Origin of the sequence: Kitasatospora sp. NPDC059747 (genome assembly GCF_042732955.1) — a bacterium.
In the GTDB taxonomy this organism is placed as follows: Bacteria; Actinomycetota; Actinomycetes; order Streptomycetales; family Streptomycetaceae; genus Kitasatospora.
The window spans coordinates 122,585-136,272 of sequence record NZ_JBHWGV010000005.1 but is presented as its reverse complement, the minus strand read 5'-3'; the positions used below and the strand labels follow the sequence as shown (position 1 = coordinate 136,272).

Here is a 13,688-nt window from a genome sequence, read left to right as displayed (position 1 = left end):
CCGCCCGCCCGCCCCCCCCCCCGCCGCCCCGCGCCGCCGCCCCCCCCCCCCCGCCGCGCCCGCCCCCGCCCCCGCCCCCCCCCCGGCCCACTGCGATGGGTCCGTCAGCCGCGCGCGGCGGTGACGGCGGCGCCCAGCGCCTCCTTGATGCGCGGACCGAGGCGGCCGAAGCCCAGCTCCTTCATCGCGGCGCGCAGCAGCTCCTCCTCGCTGCGCTCGACCCCGTCGCCGTCCACCCAGCGGACGACCGCCAGCAGCTCCTCCGCCGAGTAGGCGGTCACGGGCCGCCCGGGCGTGAAGTCCGGCTTCGCCGGGCGACCGGCGGACGCGGCCGGCTCGACGGGCTGCTCCTCCGCCTCGACCGCCGCTGCCTCGGCGGCGGACTCCTCCTCCACCGGGGCCGGAGCCTCGGCGGCGGGCTCGACGGCGGCCTCCGGCTCGCCCGTCACGTCGGCCTCGACGGCCACCGGCGCCTCAACGGCCTCCGGGGCCTCGGCGATCGGCTCGGGGGAAGCCTCGGGGGTCGGCTCGGCGGCGGCCTCGACCTCGGCGACCGGCTCGGCGACCGGCTCGGCCTCGACGGCGGCCTCGGGCTCGACAGCCTCGGGCTCGGCCTCGACGGTCGTCTCCGGCTCCACCGCCTCTGCCTCGACGCCGGGCTCCTCCTCCACCACGGCGGGAGCCTCGACGACGGCCTCGGGCTCGGCGACCGCAACCTCAACGGCGGGCTCGGCCTCGGCCTCGGCCTCAACGACCGTCTCCTCGACGACCTCCACCGACTCCGCGGCCACCTCGGCCACGACGACCTCCGGCTCCACAGCCTCAACCGGCGCCTCGACGGCGGCCTCGGTGGTCTCCTCGGCCACGGCCTCCAGCTCGACAGCGTCGGCCTCGATCTCAACGACCGTCTCCTCGACGACCTTCGGCTCCACAACCTCAACCGGGGCCTCGACGGCCGCCTCGGCGGTCACCTCGGCCACCGCCTCCAGCTCGACAGCCTCGGCCTCGGCCTCGGCCTCGACGGCCGTCTCCTCGGCGACCTCCACCGACTCGGCGGCCACCTCGGCCACGACGACCTCCGGCTCCACGACCTCAATCGCGGCCTCGGCAGCCTCAACGGCGGTCTCCTCGACGGCCTTCGGCTCCTCGGCCTCGACCGGCGCGTCCTCGGTCTCGACGAGCGCGGCAGCGGCGGCGGCCACGAGGTCGTCGGCCGCCGGGGACGGCGCCGGGAGGGAGACGACGGACGGCTCGTCCCCGATCTCCGCCTCGACCTCCGCCTCGGCCACCGGCTCCGCCGAAGTCTCGGCCTCGGCCTCGGTCACGGCCTCGGTCACGGCCTCGGTCACGGCCTCGGCCGCCTCGTCGGCCTCCTCCGCGACGACAGCCGCGGCAGGAGCCTCCGCCAGCCCGTCGCGCTGGCCGCCGGCCAGGGCCTGGCGGGCCGCGTAGGCGGCGTCGGCGGCGCGGCGGTCGGCCCTGGCGGCGGCGAGCTCGGCGAGCAGGTCGCCGAGTCCGGCCTCTTCCAGGGTGGTGCGCAGGCTGTGGATGGTGGGCAGGCGGTAGAGGGTGCCCTCGTCGGCGGCGAGGCGCTCGACGAGGTCGACGAGCTCGGCGAAGGGCAGGCCGTCGAGGTCGTGGTCGGGCAGGACGCGGGCGAGTTCGCGCAGGCCGGCGTTGATCGCGTCGAAGGTCTGGGCGGTGCGCTCGACGAGGGTGCCGTCGCCGGGGGCGGTGGGCAGGGTGCCGGAGGGGGCGAGGGCGGCCCAGGCGCGGCGCTCGACCTCGGCGGAGGCGAGGGCCTCGTGGAGGTCCTCGCGGCGGGTGCGGCGCTCGGTGGCGAGGGCGGCGGCCTGCTTGCGCAGGGCGCGGGCGCGCAGCCAGGAGAGCTTGACGCCGCGCTCGCGGCGCCAGGCGCCGTCGGCGGTGGCGGCGGTGAGGGCGTCGAGGTCGGCGTCGTAGGCGGCGGCCGTCAGGGTGCCGGAGGTGCGGTGGACGCGCTGGAGGAGTTCGACGAGGAGCACGGTCTTGGCGACGGTGTCGGGTTCGTCGAGCTTGGCGTCGGCGGCGAGCGCGGTGACGGCCTCCCAGGTCCGGGTGAGGTCGTGGCCGCGCAGTTCGGCGAGGGCGCTGCTGGCGGCGCGGGCGTCCTCGGGGGTGGCGACGGTGTCGAGGGCCGCGTACCAGGCGTGGGTGTCGGTGGTGAGGGTGAAGGCGCCGAGTTCGGCGTAGCGGCCGAGGTCCTCGCGGAGGTCGGGCTCCGCGGCGGCGTCCTGGGGGTCCTTGACGTCTGCGGCGTCGGCGACGTCCGCCGGGTCGGCTGCGTCGGCGTTGCGCGAGTGAAGCACTGTCATGTGAGGTCCGGTTCTGGGCGACGGCGGCGGGGCTGGCGGCGAGGGGGCGACGGACCGTTCGCGCGGGGTGCCCCGGGGCCGGGGCGGGGGGCGCGCGGTCGAACCGCCGGTTGTGGACGCCCAGAATACGGGTGCCCGTTCGAGCCTTGCACGCACCCACCGTCCGACGGGCCGGTGTCGCGTGCCATGACGCCCGGCTGGGCGCTACTCGGGAGGTCCGGGCGGGTGACCGCCGGCGGGGCCGGGCGGGTGGTGGTGTCGGCCGTCCGGGCGACGGAGGCGGTCGAGGGGGACGGTGCGGGTGCGCCGACCGGGCGGTGGCCGGTGGCCCGGGGGCGGGCGGTGGCCGGCTCGAGCGAGGGCGGCGAGGTCGACGGGGGCGAGGTATTCGGACAGGGGGGTGCGGTGCCACCACGCTCCGGTCCGCCGCAGTTCGCGCCATCCGGTGAACCGGTAGAGGTGGAGGGTCGCCCGGACGTGGGTCGGCGGGGCGTCGGGGAAGGGGTTGTGGCGCAGCAGTCTCAGGGTGGCGGGGTCGCCGGTGAGGAGGCGGGCGGCGAAGGGCAGGAACCAGGGGCGGGCGTAGCCGGGTGAGATGCCCGCGAACCACATGAGCCAGTCGAGCCGTAGATGGTAGGGGGCGTACTGGCGGGGCAGGCGGCGGACGTCGCCGGGTTTGCCCTTGAAGCCGTATTCGCGCCAGACGGTGTCGGGGGTGAGGACAGGTTCGTCGGTGCCTTCGACGACGACCTCCTGGCGGACGCGGTTGATGCTGCCGAAGGCGCCGTAGGTGTTGACGAGGTGGAGCCGGTTGAAGGAGCGGTTCATGACCTGGCCGCGGGAGAGCAGGTTGCGCACGGGCCAGTAGCTGAGGACGGCGACGGTCGCGGTGAGGGCGAGGACGAGGGCCTCGTACCAGGCGGGGGTGGCCGGGTAGGTGCGGGTGTGGACGGGCAGGCCGATGCGGGCGGGGTCGACGGCGGCGAGGGCGAGGGCGATGGTGAGCCAGTTGAGCCAGGCGAAGTTGCCGGAGGCGATCAGCCACAGCTGGGTGGCGGTGATCAGGCAGGCGGCGTAGGTGGCGACCGGCTGCGGGAGGAAGAGTCCGAGCGGGACGACGAGTTGGACGACGTGGTTGGCGGCGGCCTCGACGCGGTGGAGAGGGTCGGGCAGGTGGTGGAAGAACCAGCTGAGCGGTCCTGGCATGGGCTGGGTCTCGTGGTGGTAGCGCAGGCAGGTGAGGTCGCGCCAGCAGCTGTCGCCGCGGATCTTGATCAGTCCGGCGCCGAACTCGACGCGGAAGACCAGCCAGCGCATCAGCCACAGGACGGGGGCGGGCGGGGCGGTGTCGGCGGTACCGAGGAAGGCGGCGAGGAAGCCGGCTTCGAGGAGGAGCGACTCCCAGCCGAAGGAGTACCAGGTCTGGCCGACGTTGACGATGGAGAGGTAGAGGACCCAGAGCAGGGCCCACGGCAGCGGGGAGGCCCAGAGCGGGAGGGTGTCGCCGAGTCCGGCGGCGAGGGCTGCGGCCGCGGCGGCTCCGGTCCACGCGACGGCGGCGAAGTAGCGGTCGCTGTAGTGGAGGTGGAACAGGCTGGGTGCCCGGCGGAAGGGGACGCGGGCGGTGAAGCGCGGCACCGGGAGCATGCCGTGGGCGCCGATCAGGGCGCGGAACTGGGCCGCGGCATTGAGGAAGCCGATCAGGTAGAGGCCGGCGAGCATCCGCTGGACGAGCAGCCGGCTCGGCCAGTAGTCGGGGGCGGCGAACCAGTCCATGCGGCCCATGCCTACCACCGCGGGCGGCCGGTCGGGCCCGAACGGGCGGGCGGGGGCGGGCGGTTCACCCGCTCGGTGGCGGCGGATGGCGGAGTTCGAACGGCAGGCGGCAGGCGGCAGGCGGTGGCGTACGGACGATTGGGGTCCGGGCCCGGACGGCAGTGGGGCGGGGAGCCTCTCCTCGGGGGTGAGAGGCGCCCCGCCCCACTGGACGGTCCGGTGATCTCGACGGTGCCGCGGACGGCCGCTCGGCGTTCAGCCCGGCAGGACCATTCCGCTCTCCCCGGCGATGCCCGGGCGGCCGGCGGATCCGTTCTGCTGGAGCCGGTCGACCAGGAGGGCGGCCAGCGTGCCGAGCTCCTCCTCGGTGCGGGACTGCGCGGTGACGTCCATGCCGACGGTGAGGACACCGTTGACCTGGCCGGTGCGGGCGGTGCGCATCGGGGTGCAGGTGAAGCTGAAGATCTGCTGCCCGCGCTGGTCGGGGCGCCCTGACTGGATCCGGACGTCGCCGAGGACGGTGGCCCGCCCGGTGTGGTAAGCCTCGGCGACGGCCTGCTGGAGGCCGGCCGCACCGAGCTGCGGGTAGGCGGCGCCGACCGCGCCGTACGCCACCGGGGCTCCGAAGGTCTCGGCGTGCTGGGCGTTGGCGTAGCGGATCTCCTGGCCGGGGCCGTCGGTGAGCATGATCGGGAAGGGCGAGCCGTCGAAGGCGGCGAACATCTCCTGCTGCTGGGCGAGCAGGGTGTCGCGCAGCCGGATCTCGGAGAGGAGGGCCTCGGCGAGGTGCTGGATGTCGCGCAGGCGCTCGCGCCCCCACTGGCGGGGTTCGCGGTCGAGGACGCAGACGGTGCCGATGACGGTGTTGGTGTCGTCGACGAGCGGGGCGCCCAGGTAGGCGCGCACGCCGAGTTCGTCGACGACCGGGTTCCCGGCGAACCGGGGGTAGGCGAGGATGTCGTCGAGGGCGAGCGGGGAGCGCTGGGCGACGACGTGGGGGCAGAAGCCGTGGCTCAGCGGCATCTCGCGCGTGGGGAGGTCGAACGCGATGCCCCGGTCGGCCCAGGAGGCGCCGTCGTCGGAGGCCGTGTCGGAGGAGTTTGGCGGAATGTAGAGCCCCCGGAACATCTGGCGCTCGTCGTTGATGAAGTTGACCATCGCGATGGGGGCCCGGGTGATGCTGGCCGCCAGGTGGGCGAAGCGGTCGAAGGCTTCGTCCGCGGAGGGTTCGTTGAGACCGAGGGTGCGCAGTCTGCGGGTGCGCTCGGACTCGCCGGCGGCACCCGGGAACTGGCCTTGAGTGCTCATCACATCAGTCATGGCGCACATGTAATCAGACATCCGGGGGGTTCGGCGCCCCCGGGCCGGGTGGTTCTGGTTGCTGATGGACAGTCAAAGCCGCATGTGAACGGCCGCTCGGCAGGTTGCCGCGGGGACGAAGATCACTTCCCATCCGGTCACGTGGCGAAACCAAGCGAAATTCGGACGATCTTTTTCGCGCCAATCCAAGATCGGCTCTGGGTGACTTCCTTATGCCCATATGACAATGAGCCCTGCCGAAGACACGGACGGTAGCCCCAACCCTCGGGGATCCCGGCCGGAGTTCCGCACGCACCGGTTGCAAAGGGGCGAACGAGGGCAACCGGCCGCCACCCACGACCCCACACCCCACCGCAGCGGCGGCCGGCGCGGCATCGACGGCACGGACGGAGGCACGACACCCCGAAACGAGAGGACCCCGGCATGACCATGGACTACTTCACCGACGAGCGCCACGAGAGCCTCCGGGCGGAGGTGCGCGAGTTCGCGGAGAAGGAGATACGTCCGCACGTGGCCAGAATGGAGGCCGACCGGCAGGTGGAGTTCGAGCTGTCGCGCGAGATCGCCCGCCGGGGCTGGATCGGTGTGACGATCCCGCAGGTCTTCGGCGGGCTGGGACTCGGGCACCTCGCCAAGACCGTCATCGTCGAGGAACTGGCCCGGGTGAGCGGTGCGATGGGCGCCGTGGCCCAGGCCTCGCAGCTCGGCGTGGCCAAGGTCCTCCACTACGGCTCGGACGCCCAGCGGCGCAAGTGGCTCCCGAAGTTCGCCTCCGGGGAGGCCCTGCCCACCATCGCCGTCACCGAGCCGGAGTCCGGCGGCCACGTGCTCGGCATGGCGGGCACCGCGCGCCGGGAGGGAGACGAGTACGTCCTCAACGGGCGCAAGTGGTTCGTGGGCAACTCCCACATCGGCGACGTCCACGGCGTCGTCCTGCGCACCGACCAGGGCAGCCGGGGGCTGTCCGCGTTCCTCGTCGAGAGCGACCGCCCGGGCTTCCGCACCGGCACCCGCGGCTCCCAGAGCGGGCTGCACGGCTTCAGCTTCGGCGAGATCGTCTTCGAGGACTGCCGCGTCCCGGTGGGCAACCGGCTCGGCCGCGAGGGCCAGGGCCTGGACGTCGCCTACTCGTCGTCCACGCTCTACGGACGGCTCAACCTGGCCGCCGTCGCCCTCGGCATCCACGTCGCGATCGTCGAGGACACCGCGCGCTTCGCCGAGGAGCGGGTGCTGTACGGCAAGCCGCTCAACCAGCTGCCCAACATCGCGCTGAAGCTCGGCGAGATGCAGTCCCGGCTGATGACCGCCAAGCTCGCCGCCTACCACGCCTCGCACCTGCTCGACCACGGCAAGGCCTGCGACGCCGAGCTGATGAACGCCAAGCTCATCAACACCGAGTACGCGCTCGACTCGGCGCGCAACGCCATGGAGATCCACGCGGCCCGCGGCCTGCACACCGACTTCAACATCGAGCGCTACCAGCGGGACGCCACCCACGTCTACCCGCCGGCCGGCACCTCGGACATCCAGCGGCTGCGGCTCGGGCAGATCGCCTCGGGCACGTACGGCAAGCAGTGGTCGGCCGAACTGTCCGGGCCGGCCAGCTGGGCGTGGACCGAACTGGCCCAGCGGGAGGCGCAGCTGGAGGAGGAGGCCGAGCGCCGCGGCGGAGAGGTGATCACGATGCCGCTGGCGGGATAGCGGCCGGGCCCGGCACCGCCGTCGACCCCGATCGGACCGACCACCCCTGTTCGCCGGTCCGCCCACTCGTCGACCGTCCGCCGACGCCCCTGCCGATGAACCTGCCGACGTCTCAGTCGACGTCCCCGTCGGTGTCTCCGTCGATGCCTCTGTGGCCGACCCTTCAGCATACCGACGTTTGACCTGTTCCTGACGGCTCCGCGGAAGGATCCCCCGACCTCCCGCGGAGCCGTCCCCCTCACCGGGAAAACGGTTCGACCTGCGACGATCCGTCACCGCACCATCCGACGGGGGGTGTTCGCTTCTGCCATCAGCCGGTCACATATCGTCAGTTGATGTTGCGATGAGGGCACCTGGGGCTGGTAGCGTTCCTGCCGTCGGCGGCCGTGCTGCACCCCGCCCGGACACTGACACCGAGTCACCGCTGTGACACCGCGTCATGATCGTGACACCGCGTCACCCCCGTCCGGCAACCCCGGCCGTGGCGCCCCGAAGCCCCGGCCGGACCGCGCGCGGGCACAACCGCCGTTCGGCCCAGCAACAAGGAATCAGATGCCAGGCATATCGGCCCCCCGCACGGGCCACCGCGCCGGCCGGTCCGGCTCCCTCCGCAGCTCGCTCCTCCTCCTCGTGCTGGTCCCCAGCGTGGGCCTCGCCGCCGCCTGGGGCTACGCCGCCTACCTGCTGCGCGACGCCGGGCAGAACACCGCGCTCGCCGCCGGCAGCGCCGCCGTCGCACTGGTCCTGCTGGTCAGCCTGGTCCGCGGCATCCGCGCGGCCCGCTCGCTGCCGGCCCGCCTCGCCGGACTCCGCGCCGACACCCTCGCCCTCGCCCAGCAGGAACTGCCCGCCGTCGTCGGACGGCTGCGCTCCGGCGAGCCCGTGCCCGTGCCGCCGACCTGGTCCCCGTCCCGGCGCACCGGCGACGAGGCGCAGCAGATCGCCGACGGCCTCGCCGCCGTCCGCCAGGCCGCCGTCGCCGCGATCGTCCACCAGGCGCAGGGCCGCGAGGGCACGAAGAAGGTCTTCCTCAACATCGCCCGCCGCACCCAGATCCTGATCCACCGGCAGATCAGCATGCTCGACGCGCTGGAACGCGAGCACGAGGAACCCGAGCTGCTGCGCGAGCTGTTCGCCGTCGACCACCTCGCCACCCGCATGCGGCGCAACGCCGAGAACCTGGTGATCCTCGGCGGCGCGCTGCCCGCCCGCCGCTGGCGCAACGCGGTTCCGGTCGTCAACGTGCTGCGCAGCGCCGTGTCGGAGACCGAGAACTACTCGCGCGTCGTCGTGCAGGGCGTGCCGCGCGCCTCCCTCAGCGGGCAGGCCGTCGCCGACGTCATCCACCTCGTCGCCGAACTGATCGAGAACGGCACCACCTTCTCGCCGCCCTACACCCAGGTGCAGGTCTCCGCGCAGGAGGTCCCGAAGGGGCTCGCGGTCGAGGTCGAGGACCGCGGCCTCGGCATGGGCGAGGAGGAGTACGAGCGGCTCAACGACTACCTCGCCAACCCGCCCGAGCTGGACGTCTCCGCGCTCGGCGACGACCTGCGGCTCGGCCTGTTCGTCGTCGCGCGCCTGGCCGCCCGGCACGAGATCCAGGTGACCCTGCGCCCCTCGCCGTACGGCGGCACCCGGGCCGTGGTGCTGGTACCGGCCGTGCTGCTGGAGAAGGCCGAGCAGCCGGCCGCGGTGCCCGGGCTGCCCTCCGGCGCGCGCGTCACCCGCACGCCCGTGCCGGGGCCGCGTCCGGCGGCGGCGGACGATCTCGGCGTGCTGGACGGGGAGTTGGTGGACGACCTCGGCGTGCTGGAGGACGTGGCCCCGGGGCCCTCGATGCCCTCGATGCCCGCGGTACCGGTGGTTCCCTCGATGCCGTCCATGCCGTCCATGCCGACTGTGCCCCCGGCGTCCTCGATACCTCCGAGCGCTTCGGCGCCGCCGGTCGGCTCCGCGCCGTCGGCTGTTCCAGCGCCTCCCGCGCCTCCCGCGCTTCCGGTGCGTCCGGTCGGCGGTGGCTCTGGGGCCGGGGCCGGCTCCGGCTCCAGCTCCGTCATCAGCGAGCTCCTCGCCCAGTACCCCGTGGACGACGACCGGGACGACGCGCAGGCCGCTCAGCCCGCCAACGGCGGCCTGACCGTGGGTGCCTCGATCCCCGGCCTGCCCGGCGCCGTCGTCGTCCCCCGGCCCGTGTACCCGCGCCCGTACGACGACATGGCCGAGAGCCACGCCGACGGCCTCGGTGGCGACGGCACCGGTGGGTCGAGCGGGACGGGTGGGGCGAGCGGGACAGGTGGGGCGAGCGACGCGGTCGAGTCCGACCTCGGCACCGTGTCCGCCGACCGGATCGCGCCCACCCACGAGCGCGCGGCCGACGCCCCGTTCGCCCACGACCCGGACGGCGAACTGCGCACCCCGCGCGTCCTGCCGCTGGGGGACCCAAACGCCAGCCCCCCCGCGCTGTGGGGGGCGCCCACCGCGCCGGGGGGGGGGGCGGGCCCGACCGGCCCCGGCCCCCCCCCCCCGGCCCCCGGGTACGGCGGGAGCGACGACGGGAGCGTCTACAGCGACTTCGGGGACGCCGGGCGGGGCGACGGCTCCCGGGGCGATGGTCCCCAGGGCGGCGGCGCTCGCGGTTACGCCGACGAACCGTCCCCCCAGCGCTCCCGCGCCACCATGGCCGCCATCCAGCGCGGCACCCGGACCGCCCGCGCGTCCGACCCCGTGCCGGGCGCGCCGACCGCACCCGGCACGCCCACCACACCTGCCACGTCTGCCACGCCCATCGCGCCGACCGCACCCACCACACCCCCCGCACCGGCCGCGCCTCCCGCCGCTAAGGAAGCCAAGGAACAGCAGTGATGACGCAGCACACCGACACCCAGCGCGACCTCAACTGGCTGCTGGACCAGCTGGTGGCGCGGGTACCCGAGACCCGGCACGCCATCGTCCTCTCCGAGGACGGCCTGCTGGTCGGCCTGTCCCAGGGCCTGGACCGGGCCGACGCCGAGCACCTGTCCGCCGTCGCCTCCGGGCTGCAGAGCCTCGCCCGCGGCGCCGGCCACCGGTTCAACGGCGGACGCGTCCGGCAGACCGTGATCGAGATGGACCAGCTGTTCCTGTTCGTCACCACCGCCGGCCAGGGCGCCCGTCTGGCCGTGCTCACCAGCGAGCAGGTCGACGCCGGGCTGATGGCCTACGAGATCAACATGCTGGTCAAGCAGGTCGGCCAGTACCTCACCGCCGCGCCGCGCAGCGACGCCGGCCAGGTCGGCGTGGGTGGCGGTGCGTGACCGCCGACGCCGACGAGGCCTGGTTCTTCGACAAGGACGCAGGCCACCTGGTCCGTCCTTACGCGATCACCAACGGGCGCACCGGCCCGGTCCGTGACGGCTTCGCGCTGATCACCCTCGTGGTCACCGCCGACCCCCGCACCGACACCAGCCGGCTCACCCCCGAACCGGCCGCGATCATCGACCTGTGCCGCGAACGGCCGCTGGCGGTGGCCGAGATCGCGGCCACGCTCGACCTGCCGGTGAGCGTGGTCAAGGTACTCCTCGACGACCTGGCCGAGGCCCGGCTGATCCTCACCCGCGCCCCGGTCCAGCTCGCCGAGGCGCCGGACATCTCCCTGATCCAGGCCGTGATCGAGGGGGTCCGCCGGCTCTGAACCGGCGGCGGCCCCCTCACCCAGCAACTCCCACTCCCCTACCAGGAGACCGAATTGACGACCCAGAGCCTCGTGCCGGGCGCGGTCAAGATCCTCGTCGCCGGCGGCTTCGGCGTCGGCAAGACCACCATGGTCGGCTCGGTCAGCGAGATCGAACCCCTGCAGACCGAGGAGCGGATGACCCGCGCCAGCATCGGGGTCGACAGCCTCGAAGGCGTCCAGGGCAAGTCCACCACCACGGTGGCCATGGACTTCGGCCGCATCACCGTCCGCGACGACCTGGTGCTCTACCTCTTCGGTACGCCCGGGCAGTTCCGCTTCTGGTTCATGTGGGACGACCTCGCCCTCGGCGCCCTCGGCGCGATCGTCCTCGCCGACACCCGCCGGCTCGAAACCAGCTTCGCCGCCGTCGACTTCTTCGAGCAACGGGGCATCCCCTTCGCGATCGGCGTCAACTGCTTCCACGGCCGCCGCGACGCCACCCCGGAGGACGTCCGCCACGCCCTCGACCTCGGGCCCGAGGTGCCGGTCGTCCTCTGCGACGTACGGGAACGGGCCTCCAGCAAGGAGCTCCTGCTCGCCCTGCTCGACCGCGTCCACCGCAACGCCCTCGCCGGGCGGCGCTGAGGCGCGGGGGTACTGACGGGTGGGGGTAATGACGGGTGGGGGTAATGACGGGCGGGGTGGGGTGCGGTTTCAGGCGGAGGCGGGCGTCTCCAGGGCCGCGAGCGCACGGACCAGCGGTGCCAGCTCCGGTACCTCCGCCGCCCGGGCCAGCGTCGCCTCCAGGGCGGCGTCGTGCACCGGGCGGGCGGCGGCGAGCAGTTCCCGGCCCTCCGGCGTCAGCTCGGTGTAGATCCCGCGGCGGTCGTCCGGACAGAGGTAGCGGCTGAGCAGGCCGCGGCCCTCCAGCCGCGCCACCAGCCGGGTGGTCGCGCTGCTGCTCAGCGCCGCCGCCCGGGCCAGCTGCTGCATCCGCATGTGCCAGCCGTCCTGGCGCGACAGCGCGTCCAGCACCGTGTACTCGACCACCGAGAGCCGGTGCTCCGCCTGGAGCGCCTTCTCCAGCGCCGTGTCGATCAGCCCGTGCAGCGCGGCGAGCGTGCGCCAGCCGCCGGCCCGGATCTCGGCGGCGTCGTCACGGATCCCCATGGCTCGACTCCCTCTCGCGCGGTTCGGTCGCTCGTCCGCTCAGTATGACAGCCGACGCCGGTTACCTGTTTCTGCAATTACCTGGCCTTATGTGTCGGGCGCGGGGCACCCGGTGTGGGCGGCTCAGGGAATCAGGCCCGGGGAATCAGGCCCGGGGAATCAGGCTCGGCGAATCATGCGTGGGCCTCCGGTGGGGTCCAGGCCGCCTGGCAGAGGGCCGTCGCCAGGGCCTCCGTGTAGTGCGCGGCGGCCAGCCAGGCGGTGGTGAACGTGCTGTGGTCGTCGGGGAGCACGCGGCCGAACACGTCGCGGCGGTGGTCGGTCGCGGCGGTGCGCAGCGCGTCGAGGAGGTCGGCGGCGGTGGTCAGGCCCGCCTCGCGCAGCCGGGCGCCGTCGGCTGCGGTCGTGCTCGTGCCCGGGGTCAGGGCGCTCCGGCCGGAGGTGACGGTCTGCTCGATCCGACGGCCGAGCAGGTGCGCGGGCGGGTCCAGCGGGTGGGCGGACGGGTCGAGGGGAGGCGCGGGGACGCCCGGGGTCGCGGGGACGCCCGGGGTCGCGGGGACGTCGGCGGCCTGAAGGCGTTCCAGGCCTAGGTTGACGCGGCCGGCCCGGTCGGCGGGGAGGGCGAGCGTCGGGGTGCTGGTCGGGGTGTCGGTCGGGCCGGCGTCCGGGGTGTCGGTGGACGCCTCGGCCACAGCGGTGCCGATCGCGAGCAGCCGCAGTTCGGGACGGACCGCGCGCTCCAGGCGGCCGATCACCCGCAGCCGCAGGCCGGGGGCGGCGGCGAGCAGGGCCAGGTTCGCGCGGTGGGCGAGCCCCGGGTGGTCATGGGCGGCGCGCAGCGCGACCACCGGGCCGTCCTCCCCGCAGCGTGCCAGGAGGCGTGGTGCTCCCCCGGGCGTCTTCGCCGGGGCGTGCTCGGTGGGAGCGTCGCTCGTCGGGCCCAGCAGGGTGACGTCCAGGAACAGGAGGTCGCTCCCGGCCGGGCGCGTCTCGTACGGGACGGCCTGCGCCGCGAGCGCGCGCTCCACCTGGGCGGCCACCGGTTCGGCCCAGAGGCCGGCGACGGGCTCCGCCGTCCACGCCGCGCCCGCGGCCCGGACGGCGCGCACGGCGGCGCCGGCCCCGAGCCGTCCGCTCGCCGATCTGGTGGCGCCCTGGACGGCCAGCCCGGCGCGCGTGAACTCGCGGTGGCTCAGCGAGGTGTCGCCCAGCCGGACCGCCCGGTTGCCCGCCCCGACGGCCTGTGCGGCCGCCGCGTCGGGGTCGGCGTACGGCAGCACCTCGGAGACGGTGCTGAGCCGGCCGCCCGCGTCCACCGCCCAGCTGAGCACGCCCGCGTGCGTGGCCGTCAGCACCGGCTCGGCGAACAGCCCGTGGAGCCGCAGCCCGCCCGCGTCGCCGTACGCCTGGCGGGCGGTGCCGCGCAGCTCCGCGACCGGGCCGCGGGCGGGACCAGTAGCGGAACCGGTGACGGAACCGGCGGCGGGGCCGGCGGCCGGGTCCGCGGTGAGGCGGCGGGTGAGGGTGAGCAGCTCGCGCAGATCGGCGACGAGGTCCGCGAGGCGGTGGTCCGGCGCGCCGGAGCGGGCCGCGCGGATCCGCGTCGCCACCGGGACCGCCCCCCCCGCCCGCGCGGCCCGCCCCCCCCCCGCGGCCCCCGCGGGCCCCCCCCCCCCCCCCCCCCCGGGGCCCCCCCCCCCCCCCCACACCCC

Annotated in this window: 10 protein-coding genes; 5 read left to right on the top strand and 5 right to left on the bottom strand. The window is 74.7% G+C overall.

What is annotated here, in order from left to right:
• Window positions 1-104 precede the first annotated feature (104 nt).
• The 3 genes from ACFV4G_RS04035 to ACFV4G_RS04025 form a co-directional block, all read right to left on the bottom strand.
• A complete protein-coding gene (locus ACFV4G_RS04035) occupies window positions 105-2,354 on the bottom strand; it encodes a hypothetical protein (protein ID WP_380436187.1) in 2,250 nt (749 codons plus the stop codon).
• Between the two features lie 204 nt (window positions 2,355-2,558).
• Window positions 2,559-4,130, bottom strand: a complete 1,572-nt coding sequence (locus ACFV4G_RS04030; protein ID WP_380436231.1) for a lipase maturation factor family protein — start codon at window positions 4,128-4,130, stop codon at window positions 2,559-2,561.
• Between the two features lie 255 nt (window positions 4,131-4,385).
• A complete protein-coding gene (locus ACFV4G_RS04025) occupies window positions 4,386-5,438 on the bottom strand; it encodes a GAF domain-containing protein (protein WP_380436185.1) in 1,053 nt (350 codons plus the stop codon).
• Window positions 5,439-5,873: 435 nt separating this feature from the next.
• On the opposite strand from ACFV4G_RS04025, the gene ACFV4G_RS04020 reads away from it, so the two are divergent.
• From ACFV4G_RS04020 to ACFV4G_RS04000, 5 genes are all read left to right on the top strand, one after another.
• Complete coding sequence (locus tag ACFV4G_RS04020) at window positions 5,874-7,151, top strand: acyl-CoA dehydrogenase family protein (RefSeq protein ID WP_380436183.1); 1,278 nt, start codon at window positions 5,874-5,876, stop codon at window positions 7,149-7,151.
• A 552-nt stretch (window positions 7,152-7,703) separates the two neighbouring features.
• Window positions 7,704-10,013 (top strand): sensor histidine kinase, encoded by a 2,310-nt coding sequence (locus tag ACFV4G_RS04015; RefSeq protein WP_380436181.1) that lies wholly within the window; start codon window positions 7,704-7,706, stop codon window positions 10,011-10,013.
• Entirely contained in the window at window positions 10,013-10,444 is a 432-nt protein-coding gene (locus ACFV4G_RS04010) for a roadblock/LC7 domain-containing protein (protein ID WP_359957272.1), read from the top strand. Before ACFV4G_RS04015 ends, ACFV4G_RS04010 begins: the two co-directional genes overlap by 1 nt.
• A complete protein-coding gene (locus ACFV4G_RS04005; protein WP_380436179.1) occupies window positions 10,441-10,821 on the top strand; it encodes a DUF742 domain-containing protein in 381 nt (126 codons plus the stop codon). Before ACFV4G_RS04010 ends, ACFV4G_RS04005 begins: the two co-directional genes overlap by 4 nt.
• Window positions 10,822-10,875: 54 nt before the next feature.
• A complete protein-coding gene (locus ACFV4G_RS04000; protein ID WP_380436177.1) occupies window positions 10,876-11,448 on the top strand; it encodes an ATP/GTP-binding protein in 573 nt (190 codons plus the stop codon).
• A 69-nt stretch (window positions 11,449-11,517) separates the two neighbouring features.
• On the opposite strand, the gene ACFV4G_RS03995 is transcribed toward ACFV4G_RS04000, so the two are convergent.
• Both ACFV4G_RS03995 and ACFV4G_RS03990 read right to left on the bottom strand, forming a co-directional pair.
• Window positions 11,518-11,973, bottom strand: a complete 456-nt coding sequence (locus ACFV4G_RS03995) for a MarR family winged helix-turn-helix transcriptional regulator (RefSeq protein WP_380436175.1) — start codon at window positions 11,971-11,973, stop codon at window positions 11,518-11,520.
• A gap of 173 nt (window positions 11,974-12,146) precedes the next feature.
• Window positions 12,147-13,586 (bottom strand): hypothetical protein, encoded by a 1,440-nt coding sequence (locus tag ACFV4G_RS03990; protein ID WP_380436173.1) that lies wholly within the window; start codon window positions 13,584-13,586, stop codon window positions 12,147-12,149.
• Window positions 13,587-13,688: the final 102 nt, after the last annotated feature.